Origin of the sequence: Denitromonas ohlonensis (assembly GCF_007625205.1) — a bacterium.
Taxonomy (GTDB): domain Bacteria; phylum Pseudomonadota; class Gammaproteobacteria; order Burkholderiales; family Rhodocyclaceae; genus Nitrogeniibacter; species Nitrogeniibacter ohlonensis.
The window spans coordinates 186,766-210,918 of sequence record NZ_VMNI01000010.1 but is presented as its reverse complement, the minus strand read 5'-3'; the positions used below and the strand labels follow the sequence as shown (position 1 = coordinate 210,918).

The following is a 24,153-nucleotide window of genomic DNA, read 5'->3' as shown; positions in this document are numbered from 1 at the left end:
CATGGCACACGCAGTCCTCAACCTCGCTTCACAGCCACGCTTTCCGTCAGGGCAGGTGGTCATGACCGCCGGCGTCGATGCGCTGGTCCGCCAGGGCCTGCTCAATCCGTCACCGTACCTACGCCGCCATCTTCATGGCGACTGGGGCGACCTGAGCGACGACGATCGGCAACTGAACGACGCCGCGCTCAAGTCCGGTGAGGATCGTCTGTTCTCGTCCTACCAGGTCACGCCCGACCTGAAGCTCTGGATCATCACCGAATGGGATCGCAGCGTCACCACGCTGCTGCTGCCCAGCGAATACTGATCCGCATCCGACGGCCTGGCGCCGTTCTCTTCTTCCCACCCCGGGGCATGCCATCGCCCCACGGGGGAGGTGCATGCCCCATCGCTTTGGAGCATCACCATGTCCCTCGATCTTGCAACTGTTCCCACCGCCGCCGAAGGCACGCCCGTCCAGGGCGACCTGCTCGAAGCGGCCGCTTCCCCTCTCACGCTGAGCCTGCAGGACTTCGTCACCGAGTTCGGCGACGAGCTGCTCGATTCGCTCAACCGTGCCAACCCGCCGGTCTACATTGGCCTGCCGCGGGCGCAGCGCCAGATCGTCCTCGCGGGCCTCAAGCGGAAGTTGTTCCAGGCGCAAGCCGATGTGGTCCATGCCGTCACCGAGTTGCTGGCCGATCGCGGCGAACGTGCTGCGATCGTCAATGGCGAGATGGGCTGCGGCAAGACGACGGTGGGCATCGCCACGGCCGCCGTGCTCAACGCCGAAGGCTACCGCCGCACCCTGGTGCTCTCGCCACCCCACCTGGTCTACAAGTGGCGGCGGGAAATCCAGGAGACGGTGGCCGGCGCCAAGGTCTGGGTGCTCAACGGCCCGGACACGCTGGTCAAGCTGCTGAAGCTGCGCGAGCAGTTGCGCGTGCCAGCACACAGCCAGGAGTTCTTCGTCCTGGGCCGCGTGCGGATGCGGATGGGTTTTCACTGGAAGCCCGTCTTCACCCGCCACCACGTCCACCTCGGCACCCGCCACGGCGACGTGGCGGCGTGCCCGGACTGCGGCCATGTCATCACCGACCTCGACGGCGAGCCGGCGAACCCGGTGGCGCTGGAAGCCGAAGAGTCCCGCAGGAAGTGCAGCCATTGCGCCGCACCGCTGTGGACGCTGATCCGTCCCCGAGGCCTGTCCGCCAGTGACCAGTCCTCGGCCGTGCTCAAAGCCCTGAAGCGTATCCCGACCATCGGCGAAGTCACCGCGCAGAAGTTGATGCAAAAATTCGGCGACGCGTTCGTCGCGTCGATGCTCGGGGACAACATCCACGAGTTCATCAACCTGATGGACCACCGCGGCGAGCTGGTCTTCTCGGACCGCCAGGCGCACCGCATGGAGCGCGCGATGGCCAACATGGAGTTCGGCTTCGGCGAGGGCGGCTACCAGCCGTCCGAATTCATCAAGCGCTACCTGCCCCAGGGCACGTTCGACCTGCTCATCGCCGACGAGGCGCACGAGTACAAGAATGGCGGCTCCGCCCAGGGCCAAGCCATGGGAGTGTTGGCGGCCAAATCGCGCAAGACGCTGCTGCTCACCGGCACGCTGATGGGTGGCTACGGCGACGACCTGTTCCACCTGCTGTTCCGCGCCCTGCCTGGCCGGATGATCGAAGACGGCTACCGGCCGACCAAGAGCGGCAGCATGACGTCGGCCGCAATGGCGTTCATGCGCGACCACGGCGTGCTCAAGGACATCTATTCCGAGAGCACCGGCACGGCACACAAGACGGCCAAGGGCACCAAGGTATCGGTGCGCACGGTCAAGGCGCCGGGCTTTGGTCCCAAGGGCGTGCTGCGTTGCGTGCTGCCGTTCACGGTCTTCCTCAAGTTGAAGGACATCGGTGGCAACGTGCTGCCGCCCTACGACGAGGCGTTCCGCGAAGTCGCGATGGACGAGGCGCAGGCCGCGGCCTACCGCGATCTGGCGGGTCTGCTGACCCAGGCGCTGAAGCAGGCCCTGGCGAGGCGCGACACGACGCTGCTCGGGGTCGTCCTCAACGTGCTGCTGGCCTGGCCGGACTGCTGCTTCCGCTCGGAAACGGTGGTACATCCGCGCACGCGCCAAACCCTGGCGTTCGTCCCGGCGCAGTTCAACGAGCTGGAGGTGATGCCCAAGGAGCGCGAGTTGATCGAGATCTGCAAGCAGGAGAAGGCGGAAGGTCGCAAGACCCTGGTCTATTCGGTCTACACCGGCACGCGCGATACCACGTCGCGTTTGAAGGTGCTGCTGGAGCAGGAAGGCTTCAAGGTGGCGGTGCTGCGCGCAAGCGTGGATGCCGCGCGCCGCGAGGACTGGATCGCCGAGCAGTTGGACCGTGGCATCGACGTACTCATCACCAACCCGGAGCTGGTCAAAACCGGCCTGGACCTGCTGGAATTCCCGACCATCGTGTTCATGCAGTCGGGTTACAACGTGTATTCGTTGCAGCAGGCCGCGCGGCGCTCGTGGCGCATCGGCCAGAAGCAACCGGTGCGCGTGATCTACCTCGGCTACGCGAACTCCTCGCAGATGACCTGCCTGGGGTTGATGGCCAGGAAGATCATGGTGTCGCAGAGCACGTCGGGTGACGTGCCGGAGTCCGGGTTGGATGTGCTCAACCAGGACGGTGACTCCGTCGAGGTCGCGCTGGCCAGACAACTGGTCGCGGCTTGATTTACTGACGCTGCCGGCGGCCCATCGGGTCGTCGGCATTTTCTTCTCCCCTATCGTCGACACGCGCCTCGCCAGCTCCAGCAAGGCGTTGCGGGAACGGGTGGATATCGCCCCACGGTGACAACCGCCCGCAGAAGGCCCGCCTGAGCCGGGGTATCGTCGTCAGACGGCCCTCCCCCGTTTCGAACTCGTCCATCGCCCAGGCAGGCGTCGAACGCAACCGAATCAGCCGGCAGCCCATGCCCTCGTTTATCCACAGAAACTGTGGATAACGCGCTCGATAAGTCCGCCACCGCCCGACGTTCCGGCCCCCGAAGGCTGTGACGCTTTTTCGACCAACGGTCTCCCTGCTCGTCGTGAAATCGGCAAAGCGGCGATTCCCTTTGTTTGCTGATACGGCCTCTCCGAATGGCGATGGTGTCGGCTCGACATCGCCGAGAGCCGATCCATGCAATCCGCCCTACCGTCCCATTGCACGGCGCGCAATAGCCTGTTGCTGGCCGCCGCGCTGACCGCAGGCTGCGCGACCACACTGTCCCCGCCCCCCTCCACCTCATCGCACACCGCTCAATCCGTGCCCCCACCCCCGGCTGACGTCCAGGTGGTCCGCTACGGCCGCTACACCTTGGTCGAACTCGCGCCCACCGAGGCCCAGCGGAACCTGATGCTGCAAGTGGTCGATGTGGCCGTGCCGGAGACCCTGCACGCGACGGTGGGCGACGCGCTGCGCCATGTGTTGCAGCGCTCGGGCTACCAGCTTTGCAGCGGTCCTCAGACCGATGCACTGAACGCCCTCCCGCTGCCGGCAGCCCACTACCAACTCGGGCCGATCGTGTTGCGCGACGCGCTGTTGACACTCGCGGGTCCAGCCTGGGATTTGCACGCAGATGACGGTGCGCGCCGGGTCTGTTTCAGCCAGCTCATCACACCTGTCGATCCAGTTACCCCGCTACCGGCGCCCGTCCAAGATGCCGAAACGTCAGCCGAGGCCTTCCCGCTCGTCGAGGAGGCGCAGCCATGACCGCGATTCCGGGCACACCACAACATCGACGTCTTCAGTTGCTGCACGTGGCCGCAGCCACCTGGGTGCTGCTCGTCAGCGCCACGGTCGTGATCGACCACGTCGCCCTCTCGAACCTGGCCGACGAGTCCAAAGACCGCACGCCAGCCATGCGGATCGCGGTCCTCGAAGGGCGGCTGGACGATCTCGCGCAGCAGCTCGATCAGCACCGGCAACGGCCGACTGCACTGCCTCAGACGCGCTACGAGTCCGAGCGCCGCGCACTCGACCAGCGCATTGCCGCGGTCGAGGCTGCACTCGGCGAGCACCCGACCACTGACGCGCTGCAGTCCTTGTTGGCCCGCCTCGAGCGGATCGAAGCGCGCCTCGCCACCGCCCGGCCGACGCCCTCGGCATCTGTCCGTCCCCGCGCACCCACGCCGGTAAAGCCCCGGCCTGTCGAACCTGCATTCCGGGTGATCGGCGTCGATCTGCGCGCCGGCGAACGCTTCGTGGCGATCCTCCCCACCAATACGGCCGCACTCGAACAGGTCCGCCTGCTGCGGCCCGGTGAGGCCGAGGCCGGCTGGCGGCTCGAGGCGATCGAGGGCGGCACCGCCGTCTTCCGACATGGCGACGAAACACGCCGCCTGATCGTTCCCGAACGGTAGGAGAAGCCGCGTGAGCTCCTTCAGGGTCACCGCGTGCTTGATTGCCGCGCTGCTCGCAGGCGCGGCGCCCGTCACCGTCGCCCAGCACGCCACCCTGTCAGCCACCGCCCCCACCCACGAGCGGCCGGCGGCCATCATCCGCAGCGACGAGGAGTTGGCCCGCGACTGGGGGCTGGGTAGCGAAGAATGGGCGCACTACAAGGAACTGATGCAGGGTCCGCTGGGCGTGCATTCCCCCAACATCGACCCGCTCACGGCACTCGGTATCGAAGCCCGCTCGGACGAGGAGCGGCGCCGCTACGCCGAGTTGCAGGTCCAGGTGGAAGCCCGTCGGGTCGAGAAGCTGCTGGCCTACCAGCGCGCCTACGATGCAGCCTGGCAGCGGTTGTATCCCGATCGGCAGCGCGTTGTGTTGCCGGGTGTCGGCACGGCGACCGTTCCAACCATTACGCCACACGGCGAACGCATCGCCGTATTCGTCAAGGATGTCTGCCCCGCCTGCGATCGCGTCGTCGAGCGGCTCCAGGCTGCGGGCACGGTCTTCGATCTCTACATGGTCGGCAGCCGCCAGGACGATGCCCGCATCCGGCGGTGGGCCACGCAGGCCGGCATCGACCCGGCCAAGGTGCGCGCCCGCGCGATCACGCTCAACCACGACGCCGGGCGCTGGCTGGCGCTCGGCCTGCCCGGCGACCTGCCGGCGGTGGTGCGCGAGGTAAACGGCCAATGGCAGCGACAGTAAGCACCCCGCATCGGGCGAGGCGGCCGGGCCGCCTGACCCACCGCTGCGCTGCCGCGGCGCTGCTGTTCATGACGGCCCCCTGGGCGCTGGCCACCCAGGCCCGGGAAGTGCCACCGCCGGCCTACCAACTGGAGGCGCAGCGGGTCGGCATACCGTCGTCGGTGCTGTACGCGGTGGCTTTGCAGGAGAGCGGCACCCGGCTGCGCGGACGCATGGTGCCCTGGCCGTGGACGCTCAACGTCGCCGGCACGCCCCAGCGCTACGCCACCCGCGCCGAAGCCTGCACGGGGCTGCGCCGGGCACTCGGCCGCACGCCGGCCAAGCGCATCGACGCCGGGCTCGGCCAGGTCAATCTCGGCTACCACGCGCATCGCTATGCGCAGCCCTGCGAGCTGCTGGACCCCTACCGCAACCTCGCCATCGCCGCCGAGATCCTGCGCGAGCAACACGTCCCCGGCGAGGATTGGCTGCTTGCCATCGGCCGCTACCACCGCCCCGCGGGCGGGGAACCCGCGGCGCGCTATCGGCGCAGCGTGCATCGACACCTGACTCGCGTGCTCGGCCCCGGCATTTACGTTCCGACCCACCTGGCCACCACACCATGAAGCGCACCGTCCTAATTGCCGCCGTCCTAATTGCCGCCGTCCTCATTGCCGCCATCGGGCTGCTGTCCGCCGCGACGGCGTCCGCCCAGACCGCCGCCGCGCCGCTGATCGTCGTCGAAGACCGCGGCGGCGCTTCCGCACTGCCGTACTACCAGCCGCTGAATCCGCAGCCGGATCGCGCCACGCCGCCAGCCCCGATGCCACCACCCCGCGTGGGCAGTCCGGCCGACGCCGAGGCCACCATGCTGCCGGTGCGCTCGCTGCACCTGTCACCGGGCGACGTGCCGCGCCGCGTCATCCGGGCGCCGGGCCTGACGCCGCTGTTCCTGGTCGGCGACGACGAGCGTTCGCGCACCTGGCTGCGGCAGCGACAGGCCGCACTGCGCGAGCTGCAAGCCGTGGGGCTGGTGGTCAACGTGGAGTCGATGGCTGCGCTGGCGGCATTGCGCAGCCTGGCGCCCGGCCTGACCCTGGCGCCCGCATCGGGCGACGATCTGGCCCAGCGCCTGGGCCTGCGCCACTACCCGGTGCTCATCACGTCCACCGGCATCGAGCAGTGAGATGGCGCAGCCGCATGCTGTGGAAGTTCTGCTGCGGCCAGCGGTGGAGCTCTATACCGTGGCGGTATGCGCCGGCGCCGCGGTGGTGTGCGTGGTGGCACCGTGGTCGCTCGCGCTGAACCCGCTGCTCGGGTTCGGCAGCGCGCTGGCCTTCCTGGCGTTCGGCGCGATCCGGCTGCATGACGCCTGGGCGATCCTGCGCTACCGCCGCAACATCCGCCGCCTGCCGCGCTACGTGATGACCAGCCGCGACGTGCCGGTGAGCCAGCAGCGGCTGTTCGTCGGTCGGGGCTTTCGCTGGGACCAGCGCCACACGCACCGACTGATGCAGACCTACCGGCCGGAGTTCCGCCGCTACGTGGAACCGACCGCGATCTACCGGGCCGCCCGGCGGCTGGAGGAGCGGCTTGAGTTCGTGCCGTTTCCCGTCTCGACGCTGGCGCGCGTGCTGGCCTGGGACAGCGCGCTCAACCCGGTGCGTCCGTTGCCACCACTCGGCGGGCTTCCACGTCTGCATGGCATCGAACCCCACGAGGTCGACGTCACCTTGCCGCTGGGCGAGCGGGTCGGCCACTCGCTGGTGCTGGGCACCACGCGCGTGGGCAAGACGCGCCTGGCCGAACTCTTCATCACCCAGGACATCCGGCGCAAGGTGGGCGGCCAGCACGAGGTCGTGATCGTCTTCGACCCCAAGGGCGACGCCGACCTGCTCAAGCGCATGTACGTGGAGGCCACGCGCGCCGGACGCGAGGGCGAGTTCTACGTCTTCCACCTGGGCTGGCCGGACATCTCGGCACGCTACAACGCGGTGGGCCGCTTCGGGCGCATCTCGGAAGTCGCCACGCGCATCGCCGGCCAACTCTCCGGCGAAGGCAACAGCGCCGCATTCCGCGAGTTCGCCTGGCGCTTCGTAAATATCATCGCCCGCGCCCTGGTCGAGTTGGGGCAGCGGCCGGACTACCTGCTGATCCAGCGCCACGTCATCAACATCGATGCGCTGTTCATCGAGTACGCCCAGCACTACTTCGCCAAGAACGAGCCGAAGGCCTGGGAGGTCATCGTCCAGCTCGAAGCCAGGCTCAACGACAGGAACATCCCGCGCAACATGATCGGGCGCGAGAAGCGCGTGATCGCCCTCGAGCAGTACCTGTCGCAGGTGCGCGTCTACGACCCGGTGCTCGACGGCCTGCGCAGCGCCGTGCGTTACGACCGGACGTATTTCGACAAGATCGTCGCCTCGCTGCTGCCGCTGCTGGAGAAGCTCACCACCGGCAAGATCGCGCAACTGCTCGCACCGAACTATTCGGACCTGGGTGACCCGCGGCCGATCTTCGACTGGATGCAGATCATCCGCAAACGCGCGGTGGTCTACGTGGGGCTCGATGCGTTGTCCGATGCCGAGGTGGCCGCGGCGGTGGGCAACTCCATGTTCTCCGATCTCGTTTCGGTCGCGGGGCACATCTACAAGTTCGGCATCGACGACGGCCTGCCCGGATCGGCGACCGGCGTGAAGGTGCCCATCAACGTCCACGCGGACGAGTTCAACGAACTCATGGGCGACGAGTTCATCCCGATGGTCAACAAGGGCGGCGGTGCCGGCGTGCAGGTGACGGCCTACACGCAAACGCTCTCGGACATCGAGGCGCGCATTGGCAACCGCGCGAAGGCAGGCCAGGTGGTCGGCAACTTCAACAACCTGTTCATGTTGAGGGTAAGGGAGACCGCCACCGCGGAACTGCTGACGCGGCAACTGCCCAAGGTCGATGTCCATGCTACCGCGATCATGAGCGGCGCCACCGACAGTTCCGACCCGCGCGGCAATACCGCCTTCACGTCCAACACCCAGGACCGCATCAGCAACAACAGCGTGCCGCTGATCGAGCCGGCACATGTGGTTGCACTGCCGAAGGGGCAATGCTTCGCGCTGATCGAGGGCGGCAACCTCTGGAAAGTCCGCATGCCGCTGCCGGCGCCCGATCCCGACGAGTCTATGCCCAAAGACTTGCAGGAGCTGGCCGGCTACATGCGCCAGCACTACGTCGAGGCCGGCGACTGGTGGGACAACCCGGGCATGCCGGGCCTGCAGGACCGCGCGTTGCCCGCCGACCTGCTGGACGACTTCAAACGGATGGCGGCCGTCGATGAAGAGACCGGGGCATGAGCGACCCGGCCGTCGCGGCACAGCGCCAGCAGCAAGGACAGCAGGGGCTGATCGCCAGCCTGGTCACGCTGCCGTTCCGCCTCTTCGGCGTGCTGTGCGGATCGCTGCTGCTGTGCATCTTGATCGAGTGCGTAGGCATGCACTTCTTCTGGCCCGAGCAGGGCTGGCGTCATGCCCAGGGGATGCTCCACTACGAGCTGGACCAGCTCACGGAGAACTTCACGCGCAGCGCGCTGGTGCAGGAGCCGGGACGCACCGCGCACCGGATGGTCGATCAGGGCCACCACTGGCTGTTCGTGAACAGCGGCCTGCTAGACTGGATACGCGATGCCTCGGCGCGGGCCAGCGCCGGCAGCCACCGCCAGACCAAGGATTTCCTCTACTACATCGGCCTGGTCTACGTGAACGTGGAGAGCTACCTGATCGCGGCCGCCTACACGACGCTGGTCTTCCTCGTGCGGTTGCTGGTGCTGTGCCTGACCCTGCCGCTGTTCCTGATGGCCGCCTTCGTCGGGCTGGTGGACGGCTTGGTGCGCCGGGATGTACGCCGCTTCGGCGCGGGGCGCGAATCGGGGTTCATTTACCACCGCGCCAAGGCCAGCCTGTTGCCGTTGGCCGTACTGCCGTGGGTGACTTACCTGGCACTGCCGGTGAGCGTGAGCCCGCTACTAATCCTGCTGCCCAGCGCCGTGATAATCGGCATCGCCGTGTGCATCGCGGCGGCGACGTTTAAGAAGTATCTGTAAGCGCGTTAGCCCCGAGCTTGACAGCTCCAAGGCACATTTCGGACCTACCCCCTACAACGGCGCGGGTTTCAGCGCCATGATCGGCCTAACGCCTCGATCCATGGATTGTTGTTTTTTCACCCCGAATGCCGCTACTGTTGCGGGCATGTATCTGCGTAAGAGCAAACAGGAGCGGGCCGACGGGCGGGAGATCTTATACCTGCAACTGGCCGAGAACGTGTGGGACCCAACGGAGGGGCGCTCGCAGGCGCCTATCGTCTACAACTGCGGCCACGCCGACGATCAACAGGTGCTCGAACGGTTGCGCCGTCTTGCCAAGAGCATCCTGCGCCGCTGCTCGCCGGACGAGATCGTCGCCGATTGCCCGGACTGGCGGCTGGTGTGTGGGTGGCCGTATGGCGACGCGTATGCACTCGAAGCGTTGTGGCGGCGGCTCGGTATCGATGCGGTGGTGCGCGCGCAGGCGAGCTTCCAGGCGCTCGCCAAGGGCGGCGGCAAGTACTGATGGCGATGCCGATCCGCCGCGGCGACGAGGTCACCGAGGCAGTGCTCTCGCGCGCAGGCCGCTACCGCAAGCTGGCCGAGAACCTCGAGATCAAGGAGGTCGTCGGCGACGGCGAGCACCGGCGCCGCTACGCGGTGTGCTTCAATGCGCACGAAGCGCGCCGCCAGCGCGCACACCGCGACGAGCACATCAAGGAACTGGAGGCCGACTGGCGAGCCTTGCCGATCGGGGCGAGCACGGCCACAGCAAAGGCGTCTGCGCGCTGCGCTCGAGCGCCCGCTAGGGTCACCTGCTGAAGGAGACGAAGCGCGGGCTCGCGATCGACCGTCAAGCGATTGCCGAGCTCGAACGCTTCGACGGCAAGTTCGTCGTGTATACCAACGACGACACGCTCAGCGCCAAAAACATGGCGCTGGGCTACAAGCAGCAGCAGCGCGTCGAGGAGGATTGGCGCACAATGAAGAGCGGGCTGAAGATGCACCCGGTGTTTCACTGGGCGCCGCACCGCATCCACGCCCATATCGCGATCACCGAGCTCGCGCCGCTGCTTGAGCGCGTGATCGAGCGTGACTGCCAGGATACCTGGCGCAACATGCGCGACGACCTCACGCGCCTCCAGCTCGCGCCATTGTCCAGCCCCAACCGCACCGTCTGGCAGGTCACCGAGCCATCGCCGGCAGCGGCTAACCGACTGAAATCACTGAAGCTCAACCCGCCTCAAGCTCGACTGAGCGCGACTCACACATAGATACACGGCCATTTCTAGCACATCGCCGGAAGCCGCGCCCCATGGACGATACAGCGGCACGTGTTAACTGGAAGTGTCAAAGTCGGGGCTCCCGACACCTCGCAATGGGTAACATGCGTTGCCGATTCTCTTGTAAACTTATTGGGATCTCAGCTGAGCCTCTTGCAAAACTATTTTTCAGGAAAATCGCCTGATTTTTAGGCAATTATGAGGGTTTGCATTAAGTTTCCGCTGTAACTTTGCTGTATTTTTAACTGGGGTATGTGGCCTGAAAATGGTTCGTTGCTCACAAAGGCCATTCCTACGCCCTCAGGGCTGTTTTGGTCGTTCAGCGTAGGGGGGTATGGCCATGACTTCTGGCGTTGAATACGGCGGGTTTACGAAATTCCGTCGAGTTTTGCAAGAGGCTCAGCTGTCTGGTGAATGCGCCTTGTTCGATACACTCCTTCTCGCCACCGGGCACCGAATCGATGCCGGGAGGTAAGCTGTAGTGAAAGTTGACAGACCTGCAGTTCACTTCGCAATCATTTTTTTCGCTGATGGGCGTCGGGTGGGTCGTTTTCTCCGAAAATCTGATGCTTGAGTTCGTGCCGGACTTCATGCCAGACTTCATGGTCCATACGCAGATCGGCATTGGGAAAGGGCTTGTCTTCGTCCTAGCCACAGGGTTCGTGCTGTATCTCGCTGCGGTCTGGCTCGTCCGCAAATCGAATCGCCCGCCTGCAGGGGAGACTTCCTATTCCGGCCGGCGCGCGCTCATTCTTGTCTTCGTCGTGCTGGCCAGCGTCACCATTCTGCTCGCTCTTGTTAGCATCGTTTATACGTTAAACAATCTTAAGGGAAAGGAGGTAGAAGGGCTCGAGGCTATTGCCGATCTCAAGGCGAATCAGACTGTGGCGTGGCTCGGCGAACAGCGGAAAACGGCTGAATTCGTGCACAGTGACGCCTCGCTGCTTGAGCTATACGCGGCTTGGCGCCAGTCAGGCGACGAAGCCGGGCACGCGCGGCTGAGGGCACGCCTAGTAGCTTACCGCGATGCCTTCGACTACGAGAACGTCCTACTTCTGGACGATAAGGGGATTGTAGTGTCTGCCATGGGGGGAGCCGAACCGCCCCCGGGGCCCAACCTGCTTGAAACCTCCCAGCGCGCTATCCAGACGGGGCAAGTGCTTTCCACGGATCTGTACGTCGTGCAGCGTGACCCGTCTCGGGTGTATCTCGACTTCGTCGCCCCCCTCCCGTCCCCCGAAGGGACCCCGGGTCTGGCCGTCGCCTTGCGGGTCGATCCGAATCGATTTCTCTTCCCCTTCATTCAGTCTTGGCCGGTTCCCAGCGCGAGCGCCGAAACCCTGCTGTTCCGCCGCGAAGACGACGAGGTGCTCTTCCTCAACGAACTGCGCCATCGTTCAGACACGGCGCTCAAGCAGCGTATGCCCATGACCCAGAAGAAACTGCTTGCTGTGCAGGCTCTGGAGGGTAAGCACCAGACGTGGGTCGAAGGCGTCGACTACCGGTCGGTTCCCGTCCTCGGGGTGGTGAGGCACATCGAAGGGTCCGCCTGGTTTCTCGTTGCCAAGCTGGATAAGGACGAACTTTATGCACAAGCGAGGAAGGATGCCCTCTGGATTGGCTTAGCGGCGACCTTGTGCCTTATGATCGCAGCGGCCGTGATCAGACTTATTCACCAGCGTGGTGAACTACACTTCTCAAAGATCCAGAACCACCAACAGGCGGAAAAACGGCAGGTTCTCGAGCTCCTGGACGCCATCGCCGAGGGCTCCACGGATGTCATATACGCAAAAGATGCGGCGGGCCGCTACTTGTTCGCCAATCGCGAATTCTCCCGCGTCGTGGCCAAGACCCGCGCGGAAGTGCTCAGAAGGGACGATACGGCAATCTTTCAACCGGTTGACGCGGAGCGTCTCATGGATTCCGACCGTGAGGTCATAAATGCCGGCCAGGTGGTGACCTCGGAGGAAACGCTGCGCACCATCGGCGGAATCCGAACCTTCCTTACCACCAGAGGGCCGCTGCACGACGCACAGGGCAGAGTCATCGGCATATTCGGTGTTGCCAGGGACATTACCGAGCACAAGCAGCAGGAATGTGAACTGCGCGCGAGCGCGGCGCGCTTCCGGGCCATCTTCGACGGAGTGAGCGACGCCATCTTCCTGCATGACGCTGGCACGGGCGCCATCCTCGACGTCAACGCCCAGATGACCCAAATGTACGGATATAGCCGGAAGGAGGTGCGCCACCTAGGGATAGCCGAGCTGAGTGCCAATACCCCACCCTACACCGAACAGGACGCCCTGAGATGGTTTGCCCGCGCGCAGCAAGGTGAAGCGCCCGCATGGGAGTGGTTGGCCCGACGCCACGACGGTAGCCTATTTTGGGTGGAAATGAGCGTGCGGCGCGCTGAGATCGCCGGCCGCGAGTGCATCCTGGCGCTAACGCGTGACATTGGCGAGCGGAAAGAAGCGGCGGCTCTCCTGCGCGAGCGCATCAAACTGCAGGAGCAGATTGGCATACTCTCCCAGGCGGTTGAGCAGAGCCCCAATTCCATCATGATCACGGACACCGCCGGCAACATCGAGTACGTCAACCGCCGCTTTACCTTGGTTACCGGCTATTCGAAGGAGGAACTCCTCGGCCAGAATCCCCGCATCCTGAGCTCCGCCGATACACCTCGCAAAGTGCATCAGGACCTCTGGGAGACCATCACCGCGGGGCGTGAGTGGTCGGGAAAATTGCACAACCGTAAGAAGAGCGGCGAGCTGTTCTGGGAGTACGAGCGTATTCTGCCGATCCACGATGCAGCCGGCCACATCACCCACTTCCTGGTGGTGAAGGAGGACGTTGCCGAGCGTGAGCACGGCATGTAAGGAGCCGTGCTGCGAGGCCGCTTACATACCCTGGGAGGCCACCCCAGGGTCCAGGCTGGCGCCGTCCGCCGGCTCGGCATTGTTGGGCGAAACGGGGAGGAGGACGGTAGCGACAGCCCCACCCGAGGGCCTAGAATTCAGCGTGACGTGGCCACGGTGCTGCGTCACGATGCGCTGGACGATGGCTAGGCCGAGCCCCGTTCCCCTCGCCCGCGTCGTGACAAAGGGCTCGAACGTTTTGCCGGCGATCTCGGGCGCGATACCGGGCCCGTTGTCCGTGATTTTGACTTCGACTGCGGGCTGGGAATCGTGCAGCAGGACGCGCGTCTCGATGGTGATATGCCCGCCCTCCGGGGCGGCCTGAATGGCATTGTCTAGGATGTTCTGGAAGAGCTGGAGCAGCTTGTTGCGGTCGCCTCTGACCGTGGGCAGTTTTTGCTCGCTGCTGCTGCGTAGGTCGATCGACTTGCGCATAGCGTCCGGCAGCAGTGACACCGAGGCCGTGCTGATGGCCTCGCCCAAGTCTACCCAGTCCAACTCCAGGGTGCCCGGCCGTGCGAAGGCGAGCATGTCGTTTAGGATGTGCTCCATATAGTGCACTTGATCCAGGGCGATTTCGCAGCCATCCAAGCAGTCGTCGTTCTGTTTCCGGTGGTGGGCTTGCAGAATGTGCAGATTCATCTTGACGGATGACAGGGCATTTCGCAGGTCATGGGCGATCATGCTCGCCATGCGCCCCATAGCGGCTTGTTCCGAATTTTTTGCCGTCTTGCGCAGTCGATCGGCCATGTGAATCACGGCCCGCGCCAGGATGCCGATCTCGTCCCGCCGTTGCGTCGGGGCGATGACGTTCTGATCACCCGCTGCAATGCGGTCAACGACGGTAGTCAGCCTTTGAATGGGCCGGACCAAGCAGAAAATCGCGAAGGTTAGCGCCAACACCATGAGGGTCCCAATTCCCAGCACCGTGACGACGAGCTGGGTGCGGTACATAGACGCCTTCATTTCCACGTTCGCGAACGAAGCCACTCCGCCCACGATGAGAATCTCGGGGAGGGACGCTGAAGTCGCGTCCACAAGGTCGACCCGGCGCAGATCGACAGCTCGCGGCGGGTCCCGCAACTCCCACTGCAGGTGGGGCTCGCCCTGAGCCAACCACTTGCCCCAGCCGTTACGCAAGTGGAAGTCGTCGAGCATGTTCCCTTTGGCACCGCCGCCCGCAGCGGGCGGAGGGCGGGAGCGATAGAGATACCGGCCCGTTTGGTCACCCACAGAGTAGGCCACATCCTCACTCGTCCAGCCGAGTTCACGCACCATCAGGCCGAAATCCGCTGCTATGGCAACGGCACCCACCGTCGCGCCGCCCCGTGCCACCACGGGGGCGCTGAAGTAAAGGACGTTCCTTCCCTCCGCCGTCTCCTCGCCCTTCGAGGCCCACGGTGCAGCCCCGAACTGGGCACTCCACGGCCGCAGCCCCTGCTTTTCCCGCAGCACGGCCTCATAGCTGAGACCTCCGGTGGGCGCACCGATCGTAGCCTGGCCGGCGTCTTCCGACCGGGTACTGAGTACCATGCGCTGGCCGGTCGCTCCGCCCAGTATTAGCTGGGCTTGCGCATAGGCGGGGCGCTTACGCATCATGGCGTTCAAATGATCCGCAAGCATTTTCAGGCTGTCGGGGTTCGGCTCAGAATGGTCGCCTAGGATTCCAGAAACGCCCACTTCCGCCAGCACGACCAAATCGCTTTTCACCATATCGACACTGTTTTGCACATTGCGCGCCTCCCGGCCGACGCTGTCGTCCAAGCTCTTGCGCAGGAGATCATGCAACGCCCCGTTCGATACGGCAAGCGTCAGACCGGCAATCCCAACGATCGCGATGGTCGAGATCAGGAACGTTATCGCCAGAATTCGGTTAGCAAGTTTCATGGCTGCGTGGCGGCGCCCCGTGCGAGGTTGCTGGCGTGGATAATGCTGGTCGCAAGACGAACAAGTCGGGGGCGCGGCCCCGCAACCCCCAGGAGGACCTAGGATGGCACATATTCTCATCGTCGACGACGACAAGGCGATACGCCAGACGCTCAAGGTGTATTTTCAGCAGCATGGTTTCAAGGTGTCTTCGGCGGGCACGGCGGAAGAAGGTGCCGCCCTTGCCTTTGCCAGCAATATTGATGCCATCGTCTCCGACATCCGGCTGCCGGGGAAGGACGGCCTGTGGCTGTTGCGGGAGATCAAACAGCACCGCCCGCAATGCCCTGTGATCATGATCACGGCTTTCCACGATCTGGAGATGACTGTGGTGGCCATGCAAGGGGGGGCGACCGACTACGTGCCAAAGCCGATCGATCTCGACGAGTTGGACGCCGCCGTCAAACGGGCCGTGTCCCGGAAAAGCGGCACCGCCGGCGCCGCTTTGGCACTCGGTCCACAGGAAGCTTCGCACTCCAAGATTGTCGGCCAGTCCTTCGCCATGAAGGAGGTATTCAAGAGCATTGCCTTGGTCGCCCAGAGCCGCGTCACGGTCATGATTCTGGGGGAATCGGGAACGGGTAAGGAACTCGTCGCGCGAGCAGTCCACGACGCCAGTAACGAGAGGCAGTCGCCCTACATTGCGGTTAACTGCGCTGCCCTCGTTGAAAACCTGCTGGAGAGCGAGTTGTTCGGCCACGAACGGGGCGCCTTTACCGGCGCGGTGAGCGCCCACAAAGGGAAGATCGAGCAGGCGGGCGAGGGAACCCTGTTTCTCGACGAGATTGCGGAACTCTCCCCAGCCATGCAGGGCAAGCTGCTGCGCATCCTGGAGGAGCGCGAATACAGCCCCGTGGGGAGTACGCAGATCAAGAAGAGCAAGGCCCGTTTCGTCGCAGCGACCAATGTGAAGTTAGAGGACCGGGTGGCCTCCGGCGGCTTTCGCGAGGACTTGTATTACAGGCTGAACGTGGCGGTCATCCATCTGCCCCCCCTGCGGGAGCGTCGCAACGACATCCCGCTCTTGGTCGAATTCCTGTTGAAGAAGGCTAACCGAGATCTGCAGAGGAGCATCCGGCGCGTTTCTGGCGAGGCTATGACCTGCCTCCAAGCCTACTCCTGGCCCGGAAACGTCCGACAGCTGGAAAACGTCCTGTTGAAGGCCATTGTGATGGAGCGGAGTGACACCTTGACGACTGATCACCTACATCCTGAAATCGTTTGCCATTCACGAGGAGTTGTCGAACCGCCACAAGGGACCTCAGGGGCATCGGGGGAGGCATTCGTCTCGTTACGTATTCTGGAGCGTGACTATATCGTCCGCGTTCTAAACTCCACAAGATGGCACAAGGGTAAGGCGTGCCAAATTCTGGGCATTTCCCGGCCAAGGCTGGAGCGCAGAATCCGGGAATTCGATCTAACTGCCCCAGATGACAGTGAGAAAGATTGAACGCAACGTTCAAGTCGATCCAAAGCTATTTAACGAATCGTTGAGAAAGAACGCTCTGGAATCCTCCCAGCGCCTTCATGGCGCACTGCACTGTCATCGGCCCTCAACGCTCATCAGAATTGACCCGCCTTTCGCTCAAATAATTGACCCAGCGAGCTGAATGAGGCCGCCGCGGAGGCGGCGGTCGATTGATCTGTATCGCCTGGCTGTCGGACGCTCCCGGGAGGATTCCCCCCGCAGAGGTCCGTCGATGCAGAGCAAACCGTGCGCTGGCTGCGGCAAGTTATTCCATCCCCGGCCGCAAACCCCTGGGCAAACGTACTGCGCGTCGTCGGCGTGCCAGCGGGAACGCCGGCGGCGCTGGCAACAGGCGCGGCGGCAGACCGATCCCGATTACCGGGAGAATCAGGCGCGGGCGCAGGCGGCGTGGGCCGCGCAGCATCCGGATTACTGGCGCGAGTACCAGCGTTTGCATCCGGCGTACCGCGAGCGTAACCGGTGCCTGCAGCCGGCGCGCGACGCCCGGCGAGCGCAGCGCGTGCTTGCAAAGATGGACGTGTGGACGCGTGAAACGTCCGTGCCCTCAGGGCTTTACCGGCTGAGCCCGGCCACGCGTGACGATCTTGCAAAGATGGACGCGTGGATGGTTCGAATCACCACGGTCTCAAGGCCTTGCGCGCCCTCCGGGTAATCTTGCAAAGAGAGGACGTGATCGCCATGGGCGGCGCGCCTCGGTAGGGTTTCGGTCATGGACACGCCGCCCCCCCAGCCCCGCGAAGTCGATCTGCACCGTCTCGAGCTGCGCTTCGCCCACGCACGGCTCATCGAACCGCGGGCGATCGAGGCGCTGGCCCGCTCGATCGAACACAGCGGCCAACTCGTTGCCTGCATCGCGGTGCCCGAGGCCGATGGCAACCGACTGATCCTGGTCGACGGCTACCGGCGGGTGGGGGCGCTGCGCCGGCTCGGACGCGACACCGCGCGGGTCGAATCGTGGGCATGCGATCTCGCCCAGGCTTTGCTCTTGGTGCTCGCGCAAGCGCGCCGTCGGCCCTTTGCGGCGATCGAGGAAGCCCTGCTGGTGCAGGAACTCGTGCACGGCCAGGGGCTCTCGGAGCGCGAGGTGGCGCGCCGCAGCGGTCGCGATGTGAGCTGGGTCAGCCGGCGTCTGGAACTGGTCTGCGGCCTGTCCGAGACCGTGCTCGCGGCCGTGCGCCAGGGCACGGTCTCGACCTGGGCGGCGACGCGGGTGCTGGCCCCGTTGGCGCGCGCCAACAGCGCGCAGGCGACCGAACTGCTCGACGCCTTGGCGGCGAGCCCGCTGACCACCCGCGAGCTGCAGACCTGGTTCCGGCATTACCGGAACAGCCCGCGCGCGGCGCGCGCGCGGATGGTGGCCCACCCGCGCCTGTTCATCGAGAGCCTGCGTGCCCAGGACGAGCAGTGGGCCGACACGCGCCTCGCGCGCGGGCCGGAAGGCCAGTGTGCGGCCGAGGTGCAGCAACTGCTCGCGCTGATCAAGCGGCTGCGTGAGCGCTTGCCGGGCCTCAGGGATCCACTTCGCCAGGCGGGGCTGCCCGAATCCCTCGTGGGTGCGCTGACCCGCCTGCGCATCGCCGTCGATGCCCTGCAGGGCGAACTTGCGAGGAACCTTGACCATGACCCCCAGCCAGATCCGCGATGCGGTCCGAACCCTACAGGCGCAAGGCAAGAGCCTGCGCGAGATCAGCCGCATCCTGCGGCTGTCGCGTAATACCGTGCGCCGCATCGTGCGTGCGCGTGGGCCGGCGCCCACCGAGGCGGCGGCGCCGGGCGTGCCGCGGGCCTATCTGAAATCGGCCTTCGAGCGCGCCCACGGCAACGTCGTGCGCATGGGGGAGCTGCTCGCCGCCGAGGTCGATCTCACCGTCTCCTACAGCACGCTCACGCGCTGGGTGCGCGAGGCGGGGCTGCGCGTGGCGCCCGAGCGCGCCGGCGAGTACCACTTCCGATTAGGCGAAGAGATGCAGCACGACACCTCGCCGCATCGCGTCACGCTCGGTGACAAGACCGTGACCGCCCAGTGCGCCGGCCTCGTGCTCGCCTACTCGCGCCGCCTGTTCATCCAGTATTACCCGCACTACACCCGCTTCGAAGCCAAGCAGTTCCTGCTCGAGGCGGTGCGCTTCATGAACGGGGCGTGTGCGCGGTGCGTGATCGACAACACCAGCGTGATGCTCGCCGCCGGCGCCGGCGCCAACGCCGTCATCGCGCCCGAGATGGCGGCCTTCGCCCGCACGCTGGGCTTCGAATTCCGGGCCCATCGGGTCAATCATCCGGATCGCAAGGGGCGGATCGAGCGCAACTTCTTCTTCGTCGAAACCAACTTCCTGCCCGGGCGCCGCTTCACCGACTTCGAGGATCTGAACCGCCAGGCGCTCGCCTGGTGCCGCGAGGTCGCCAACGCGCGGCCCAAGCGCGCCCTGGGGATGAGCCCCGAGACCGCCTATGTGCTCGAGAAACCGCACCTGCAGGCGCTGCCCCCGGTGTGGCCGCCGCTCTATGAGCTCTTCGAGCGGGTGGTGGACCTGAACGGCTATGTGTCGCTCGACGCCAATCGCTACTCCGTCCCCGAGCGTCTGGTCGGGGCGAGCGTGACGGTCTACAAATATCCGGACCGTGTCGAGATCCATCATCGCCATGGCGTGGTCGCGACCCATCCGCGCTTGATCGGCCAGCGCGATGCGCGCCGCACCGATCCCGCGCACCATCCCACCCCCACGCGCGCGAACCGCACGCCGGCGATCGAGGCGCAACTGCGCCCCGACAGTCCCGAACTGGAGGCCTATGCGCGCGCCCTCAAGCAACGCGGTCACGGCCGCGCGCCGCGCGCCTTGCGACGCCTGCTGGAGCTGCAGCGCACCTACCCCAGGGAACCCTTCCTGGCCGCCGTGCGCCAGGCGGCGCACTACGGGCTGTACGACCTGGGGCGGCTTGAGAAACTCATCCTGCAAGAAGTCGCCGGCAACTTCTTTGCGTTGAACGCGCGCGACGACGATGCGTGAGCCGCTCCACCAACAGCTCACCCAGTTGCGGCTGCGCGGCATGGCCGCCGCGCTCGACGTCGAGCTCGCGCGCGCCGAGCGCGAAGGCGCGCCGCCGGCCGAAGTCATCGGGCGCTTGCTGGCGGCCGAAGCCGCGCAGCGCCGCGAGAGGAGCCTCGCGTACCGACTGACGCAGGCGAAGCTGCCGTGGCGCTGGACGCTCGAGACCTTCCCCTTCGATCGCCAGCCCGGCGTCGATCGCGCCCAGATCCGCGCCCTGGCCGGGCTCGACTTCCTGCGCCGCAACGAGAACATCCTGCTCATTGGCCCGCCGGGCACCGGCAAGACCGGCATTGCGCTGGCCCTCTTGCGCGAGGCGTGCCTCAACGGCCACGCCGCCCGCTTCTACAACGCGCAGGTCTTGCTCGACGAGCTCTACGCCTCGCTCGCCGACCGCTCGACACCGAAACTGCTCGCGCAACTCGCCCGCTTCCAACCGTTGTTGATCGATGAGCTGGGCTATCTCACCCTCAAGTCCGAGCAAGCGAATGCCTTCTTCCGGCTGATGGATCAGCGCTACGGGCGCGTCTCGACGCTGATCACGACGAACTTGTAATGCGGTGCACCGCATTACAAATTTAATGCACTGTCCAGTTTTATGCGCACAAGCGGGTCATCGGGATCAGCGATAGCGCACTTGTTTCAATGGGTTGTGAGCGGGCAGCGCGGCTTTCTACTCCACATAATCATGACGGCCCTCCGGCCTATGACTTTCATCGATGGAGGACGTCATGCTCGCAATCTGGTTCGATTCCCCTTTACGCATTCAAGCCCTTCGCGACGGTCCGAGCGGACCTCAAATCGAGGGTTTTGCTCAAGAGCTGTACCGCGCGGGCTATGCGAGGATTACAGCGCGTCGGCACATCCGCGAAGCGGAACACTTTGTCTATTGGTCGAACAAGGAAGGTGTGGGCGAAGGGCCTGTGGACGAACAGGTCATCCAGCGTTTTGGCCGCCACTTGAGTCGGTGTCGATGCCCAGGGTACGGCCATACGTACCGGGTAGATTTGCTGCGTGGTGCGCGCTTGTTCTTGGGGTTTCTTCGGGGTGAGGGACTCAGCGTGGCCCGCCTTGCAGAAACGCAAACGCATGATTGCGTATTGCTCGCCGCATTCTGTCAGTGGATGCGCCAGCAACGCGGAACCGCCGATTCGACCCTCTACAACTACAAGCGCTCGCTTCGAGATCTGCTGGCACGCGTCGGCGAAGATCCGGGCAGACTTGATGCGCAGTGCGTGCGGCAGTTTGTCCTCGAGACGAGCCAGAAGTGCGGGTGGGCAGCAACCAAGAATTGCACGACGGCACTGCGCATGTTCCTGCGCTTCCTGATCGCCGAAGGCAGGTGTCCCGCCGAACTGGGTGCTGCCGTTCCCACGGTGGCGCATTGGCGTCTTTCCTCTCTGCCACGATATCTGCAATCCGAAGAAGTCGAGCGTGTCATCGCCTCGTGCGATCCGACTTCAGCGGTCGGGAAGCGGGATCGTGCGATCTTGCTGTTACTTGCCCGCCTGGGACTTCGGGCGGGCGATATCGTGCAGTTGCGTCTGGGAGATATCGACTGGAAAGGCGCCTGGCTATCGGTCACGGGAAAGAGCCGGCGCGAAACGCGGCTGCCCCTGACGCAGGAGGTCGGCCAGGCTGTGGTGGACTACTTGCAGGATGGGCGGCCGCGGACCGATTCGGACGCCCTGTTCGTTCGCGCCCGGGCCCCCTTTCGTGCCTTCGCTAATCATTGTGCGGTCTCGGTCATCGTCGAACGCGCCATGCTCCGCTCTGGGGTCAAATGCCCGAGCCGAGGAGCGGCCCATGTCCTTCGCCACTCCGCGGCGAGTTCGATGTTGCGGCACGGTGCGTCGCTGCAAGACATCGCCGCCGTTCTCCGGCACCGTTCAATCGACACCACGCAGATCTACGCGAAGGTCGACGTCACGATGCTGGGGCAGATTGCGCAACCCTGGCCGGGGGCACGGCCATGCTAGCTCAAGCCGTCGAGTCGTATCTGGCTGTGCGTCGTGCTTGTGGTTTCGAACTCAAGTGCCAAGGCAAGCTCCTCCGCAGTTTCGCCGCCTTCTCGGAGGCGTGCGGTCAGAACCACGTCTGCTCGGAAACCGCCGTCCAATGGGCCGGCTCGGCAAGATCGCTCCAACAGCGCGCCCGCCGGCTCGGTGATGTCATCCGATTGGCCCGATACGCGCATGCCGAGGACCGACGCCATGAAGTGCCCCATCCGATCTTTGGCAGTGAAAGGGGGCCACGTCCCGTGCCTTACATCCTTTCCGAGGACGACATCGAGCGACTCGTGCAGGCTGCATCCCAGTCGGGCTATCGGACTTTGCGTCGATCTACGTACAGCACGCTGTTTGCGCTGCTGGCCTGCACCGGGCTTCGCGTGTCGGAAGCCATCCGCCTGCGCTATGAGGACATCACCCCGGATGGGCTGGTGATTCGAAATTCCAAATTCCGCAAGAGTCGCTTCGTTCCCTTGCATGAGACCGCCCGGGTTGGGCTTGAGCAATATCTGGAACGCCGACGCCCCTATGCGCCATTCGACGATCACGTGTTCGTATCGTTGCGACGAAAGCCGTTGCGTCTCGTGGATGTGGACTACGCATTCCGCACCGCCGCGAGGAAGATTGGTCTGCCATGCCATCCGCAGCGGCCGCGGCCCACGCCCCATTCGCTGAGGCACACGTTTGCAGTGAGGGCCTTGGAAACCTGCCCGGATGGGCGCGACCGGATCACCAAGCACATGTTGGCGCTGTCGACCTATCTGGGTCATGGCAAGGTGAGCGACACCTACTGGTATCTGCAAGCAACGCCACAGTTGATGAGAAACATCGCCGAGCATTGCGAAAGTTGGGTCGCGGGAGCACAGCCATGACTCCGATCGCCCCCCACATCACGACGTTTCTCCAACAACGTATGCCCGTCGAATGCTGCGCCAGCTATCACACCTGCGAGTCCTACGCCTACGCTTTCAAATTGCTCTTCGCATACGCCAGTGACCGCCTCAAGGTCCCGCCCTCCGCGTTGCAGCTGGAGCAGATCGATGCGCCACTGGTTCTCGGCTTCCTGACCCACTTGGAGACCGAACGCGGCAACGGCGCGAATTCCAGAAACATCCGGTTGGCGGCCATCAAGTCGTTCATGCATTTCATGGAGTATCGCGTACCCTCAGCGCTGGAGCAGATCCGGCGCATTCTGGCGATTCCAACCAAGAAAGCCGATACCCGCCTGGTCAGGCATCTCACGGTCGACGAGATGCAGGCCATCCTGGATGCGCCCGCACCCGAGCACCGGGATGGCCTCCGCGACCGCGCCATGTTGCACTTATGCTTCGCCGGCGGGCTGCGCGTGTCCGAACTCATCGGACTTCGCCTCGACGATCTGAAACTCCAGCCCAATGCCAGCGTTCTCGTTCACGGCAAAGGCCGAAGGGAGCGTTGTTTGCCCCTGTGGAAGCAAACCACCTCGGCACTGCGTGCGTGGTTAGCGGTTCGGGGCCCGGTCCTGGCGCCGGAGTTGTTCCTCAACGCCCGCGGCCAACCGATGACGCGTTCCGGATTCGAATACATCCTGCGCAAGCACGCCCGCATCGCCGAACAGCGTTGCCCCTCGCTGGCAACAAAGCGCATCTCCCCGCACGTGCTGCGGCACACATGCGCGCTGACGGTTCTCCAGGCCACCAAGGATCTTCGAAAAGTCGCTCTCTGGCTCGGGCACGCCCACATGCAAACGACCGAGATGTACACCCGTGCCGATCCTTCCGTGAAACTGGAAGCACTTGAGTCCATCATTGCGCCGAAGCTCCGCTCAGGGCGCTTCAAGGCCACCGATGCGCTCATCGCCTCGCTGAATCCGCGTTCCCTTATGCGCAGCGAAGACGCTTCAAGATGAAGCGCCGACGGGGCCTCTGATGAGGGGGCTCCGCATAAAACTGGACAGTGCATTAAATTTGGAACCGACCGCCTGGTACGACCTGTTCGCCAACAAGCCACTCGTCGATGCCTTGCTCGACCGGCTCCAGCACCGCTGCATCACCATTCGCATCGACGGCCCCTCGCTCCGAACGCCAGCGCCGCACTCGCCGCCGATCAAGCGCGCGTCCAAATCGGCGCACCTCCCGAGCGCAGCCTCCACATAACCGGCCGCATCCTCCCCTTCGCAAACCCTGGGGCGCCGCCCCAGACCCCGCACTCGCCGTGAGGCAGGCGCCGGGGATGGAAAAACCCCATCCCCGGCGCTGCCGCGAGCGTATCTGCCATCCAAGGCGTCAAGGGGCTTTCGCGGCATAAACGCGGCGATGAAACCGCCGCATTTATTCCACG

At 64.8% G+C, this 24,153-nt stretch carries 20 protein-coding genes and 1 pseudogene; 20 read left to right on the top strand and 1 reads right to left on the bottom strand.

Features of this window, described 5'->3' with window-relative positions; all coding sequences use genetic code 11:
- The first annotated feature begins 1 nt into the window (after position 1).
- The 11 genes and pseudogenes from FHP89_RS11930 (at position 2) to FHP89_RS11870 (ending at position 13,327) form a co-directional block, all read left to right on the top strand.
- Positions 2–307, top strand: a complete 306-nt coding sequence (locus FHP89_RS11930; protein WP_144178830.1) for a hypothetical protein — start codon at positions 2–4, stop codon at positions 305–307.
- 99 nt (positions 308–406) lie between these two features.
- Positions 407–2,704, top strand: a complete 2,298-nt coding sequence (locus FHP89_RS11925; protein ID WP_186300344.1) for a helicase-related protein — start codon at positions 407–409, stop codon at positions 2,702–2,704.
- A 448-nt stretch (positions 2,705–3,152) separates the two neighbouring features.
- Positions 3,153–3,725 carry a PFGI-1 class ICE element type IV pilus protein PilL2 gene (pilL2, locus tag FHP89_RS11920; protein WP_144178832.1) on the top strand — a complete coding sequence of 191 codons (573 nt, stop codon included), beginning with the start codon at positions 3,153–3,155 and terminating at the stop codon, positions 3,723–3,725.
- Complete coding sequence (locus tag FHP89_RS11915) at positions 3,722–4,375, top strand: hypothetical protein (RefSeq protein ID WP_144178833.1); 654 nt, start codon at positions 3,722–3,724, stop codon at positions 4,373–4,375. Before pilL2 ends, FHP89_RS11915 begins: the two co-directional genes overlap by 4 nt.
- Positions 4,376–4,385: 10 nt before the next feature.
- A complete protein-coding gene (locus tag FHP89_RS11910; RefSeq protein WP_260851581.1) occupies positions 4,386–5,117 on the top strand; it encodes a TIGR03759 family integrating conjugative element protein in 732 nt (243 codons plus the stop codon).
- Complete coding sequence (locus tag FHP89_RS11905) at positions 5,102–5,722, top strand: transglycosylase SLT domain-containing protein (RefSeq protein ID WP_144178834.1); 621 nt, start codon at positions 5,102–5,104, stop codon at positions 5,720–5,722. Before FHP89_RS11910 ends, FHP89_RS11905 begins: the two co-directional genes overlap by 16 nt.
- The gene (locus FHP89_RS11900) at positions 5,719–6,282 is read left to right on the top strand and encodes an integrating conjugative element protein (RefSeq protein ID WP_144178835.1); all 564 of its coding nucleotides are present in this window, start codon (positions 5,719–5,721) and stop codon (positions 6,280–6,282) included. The genes FHP89_RS11905 and FHP89_RS11900 overlap by 4 nt, the downstream gene beginning before the upstream one ends.
- Position 6,283: 1 nt before the next feature.
- Positions 6,284–8,443, top strand: a complete 2,160-nt coding sequence (gene traD / locus FHP89_RS11895) for a type IV conjugative transfer system coupling protein TraD (protein ID WP_144178836.1) — start codon at positions 6,284–6,286, stop codon at positions 8,441–8,443.
- On the top strand, positions 8,440–9,189 hold the full coding sequence (locus FHP89_RS11890; RefSeq protein WP_144178837.1) for a TIGR03747 family integrating conjugative element membrane protein: 750 nt from the start codon (positions 8,440–8,442) through the stop codon (positions 9,187–9,189). Before traD ends, FHP89_RS11890 begins: the two co-directional genes overlap by 4 nt.
- A 145-nt stretch (positions 9,190–9,334) precedes the next feature.
- Positions 9,335–10,442: pseudogene (locus tag FHP89_RS21410) on the top strand (IS1634 family transposase).
- A 497-nt stretch (positions 10,443–10,939) separates the two neighbouring features.
- A complete protein-coding gene (locus tag FHP89_RS11870; RefSeq protein WP_144178840.1) occupies positions 10,940–13,327 on the top strand; it encodes a PAS domain S-box protein in 2,388 nt (795 codons plus the stop codon).
- A gap of 21 nt (positions 13,328–13,348) precedes the next feature.
- On the opposite strand, the gene FHP89_RS11865 is transcribed toward FHP89_RS11870, so the two are convergent.
- On the bottom strand, positions 13,349–15,253 hold the full coding sequence (locus tag FHP89_RS11865) for a sensor histidine kinase (protein ID WP_186300345.1): 1,905 nt from the start codon (positions 15,251–15,253) through the stop codon (positions 13,349–13,351).
- Between the two features lie 103 nt (positions 15,254–15,356).
- On the opposite strand from FHP89_RS11865, the gene FHP89_RS11860 reads away from it, so the two are divergent.
- The 9 genes from FHP89_RS11860 (at position 15,357) to FHP89_RS20965 (ending at position 23,969) form a co-directional block, all read left to right on the top strand.
- Positions 15,357–16,742: a sigma-54-dependent transcriptional regulator gene (locus FHP89_RS11860; RefSeq protein WP_144178842.1), complete on the top strand. Its 1,386-nt coding sequence runs from the start codon at positions 15,357–15,359 to the stop codon at positions 16,740–16,742.
- Between the two features lie 250 nt (positions 16,743–16,992).
- Positions 16,993–17,433, top strand: a complete 441-nt coding sequence (locus FHP89_RS11855; RefSeq protein WP_144178843.1) for a hypothetical protein — start codon at positions 16,993–16,995, stop codon at positions 17,431–17,433.
- Between the two features lie 57 nt (positions 17,434–17,490).
- Positions 17,491–18,495, top strand: a complete 1,005-nt coding sequence (locus FHP89_RS11850; RefSeq protein ID WP_144178844.1) for a ParB/RepB/Spo0J family partition protein — start codon at positions 17,491–17,493, stop codon at positions 18,493–18,495.
- Positions 18,401–19,786 carry an IS21 family transposase gene (gene istA, locus FHP89_RS11845; protein ID WP_144178845.1) on the top strand — a complete coding sequence of 462 codons (1,386 nt, stop codon included), beginning with the start codon at positions 18,401–18,403 and terminating at the stop codon, positions 19,784–19,786. Before FHP89_RS11850 ends, istA begins: the two co-directional genes overlap by 95 nt.
- Complete coding sequence (locus tag FHP89_RS11840) at positions 19,779–20,381, top strand: ATP-binding protein (RefSeq protein ID WP_144178846.1); 603 nt, start codon at positions 19,779–19,781, stop codon at positions 20,379–20,381. Before istA ends, FHP89_RS11840 begins: the two co-directional genes overlap by 8 nt.
- Positions 20,382–20,556: 175 nt before the next feature.
- A complete protein-coding gene (locus tag FHP89_RS11835; RefSeq protein ID WP_186300346.1) occupies positions 20,557–21,804 on the top strand; it encodes a site-specific integrase in 1,248 nt (415 codons plus the stop codon).
- Positions 21,798–22,706 (top strand): tyrosine-type recombinase/integrase, encoded by a 909-nt coding sequence (locus tag FHP89_RS11830; RefSeq protein ID WP_144178848.1) that lies wholly within the window; start codon positions 21,798–21,800, stop codon positions 22,704–22,706. Before FHP89_RS11835 ends, FHP89_RS11830 begins: the two co-directional genes overlap by 7 nt.
- A complete protein-coding gene (locus tag FHP89_RS11825; protein WP_144178849.1) occupies positions 22,703–23,722 on the top strand; it encodes a tyrosine-type recombinase/integrase in 1,020 nt (339 codons plus the stop codon). Before FHP89_RS11830 ends, FHP89_RS11825 begins: the two co-directional genes overlap by 4 nt.
- Before the next feature lie 58 nt (positions 23,723–23,780).
- Positions 23,781–23,969, top strand: coding sequence for an ATP-binding protein (locus tag FHP89_RS20965; RefSeq protein ID WP_186300347.1), 189 nt, complete (start codon positions 23,781–23,783; stop codon positions 23,967–23,969).
- Positions 23,970–24,153 lie beyond the last annotated feature (184 nt).

What these genes read in the sequence shown, in the direction of transcription:
- FHP89_RS11930 (WP_144178830.1), top strand. Translation starts at nt 2, where the DNA reads ATGGCACACGCAGTCCTCAACCTCGCTTCACAGCCACGCTTTCCGTCA.
- FHP89_RS11925 (WP_186300344.1), top strand. Translation starts at nt 407, where the DNA reads ATGTCCCTCGATCTTGCAACTGTTCCCACCGCCGCCGAAGGCACGCCC.
- pilL2 (WP_144178832.1), top strand. Translation starts at nt 3,153, where the DNA reads ATGCAATCCGCCCTACCGTCCCATTGCACGGCGCGCAATAGCCTGTTG.
- FHP89_RS11915 (WP_144178833.1), top strand. Translation starts at nt 3,722, where the DNA reads ATGACCGCGATTCCGGGCACACCACAACATCGACGTCTTCAGTTGCTG.
- FHP89_RS11905 (WP_144178834.1), top strand. Translation starts at nt 5,102, where the DNA reads ATGGCAGCGACAGTAAGCACCCCGCATCGGGCGAGGCGGCCGGGCCGC.
- FHP89_RS11900 (WP_144178835.1), top strand. Translation starts at nt 5,719, where the DNA reads ATGAAGCGCACCGTCCTAATTGCCGCCGTCCTAATTGCCGCCGTCCTC.
- traD (WP_144178836.1), top strand. Translation starts at nt 6,284, where the DNA reads ATGGCGCAGCCGCATGCTGTGGAAGTTCTGCTGCGGCCAGCGGTGGAG.
- FHP89_RS11890 (WP_144178837.1), top strand. Translation starts at nt 8,440, where the DNA reads ATGAGCGACCCGGCCGTCGCGGCACAGCGCCAGCAGCAAGGACAGCAG.
- FHP89_RS11865 (WP_186300345.1), bottom strand. Translation starts at nt 15,253, where the DNA reads ATGAAACTTGCTAACCGAATTCTGGCGATAACGTTCCTGATCTCGACC.
- FHP89_RS11860 (WP_144178842.1), top strand. Translation starts at nt 15,357, where the DNA reads ATGGCACATATTCTCATCGTCGACGACGACAAGGCGATACGCCAGACG.
- FHP89_RS11855 (WP_144178843.1), top strand. Translation starts at nt 16,993, where the DNA reads ATGCAGAGCAAACCGTGCGCTGGCTGCGGCAAGTTATTCCATCCCCGG.
- FHP89_RS11850 (WP_144178844.1), top strand. Translation starts at nt 17,491, where the DNA reads ATGGACACGCCGCCCCCCCAGCCCCGCGAAGTCGATCTGCACCGTCTC.
- istA (WP_144178845.1), top strand. Translation starts at nt 18,401, where the DNA reads ATGACCCCCAGCCAGATCCGCGATGCGGTCCGAACCCTACAGGCGCAA.
- FHP89_RS11840 (WP_144178846.1), top strand. Translation starts at nt 19,779, where the DNA reads ATGCGTGAGCCGCTCCACCAACAGCTCACCCAGTTGCGGCTGCGCGGC.
- FHP89_RS11835 (WP_186300346.1), top strand. Translation starts at nt 20,557, where the DNA reads ATGCTCGCAATCTGGTTCGATTCCCCTTTACGCATTCAAGCCCTTCGC.
- FHP89_RS11830 (WP_144178848.1), top strand. Translation starts at nt 21,798, where the DNA reads ATGCTAGCTCAAGCCGTCGAGTCGTATCTGGCTGTGCGTCGTGCTTGT.
- FHP89_RS11825 (WP_144178849.1), top strand. Translation starts at nt 22,703, where the DNA reads ATGACTCCGATCGCCCCCCACATCACGACGTTTCTCCAACAACGTATG.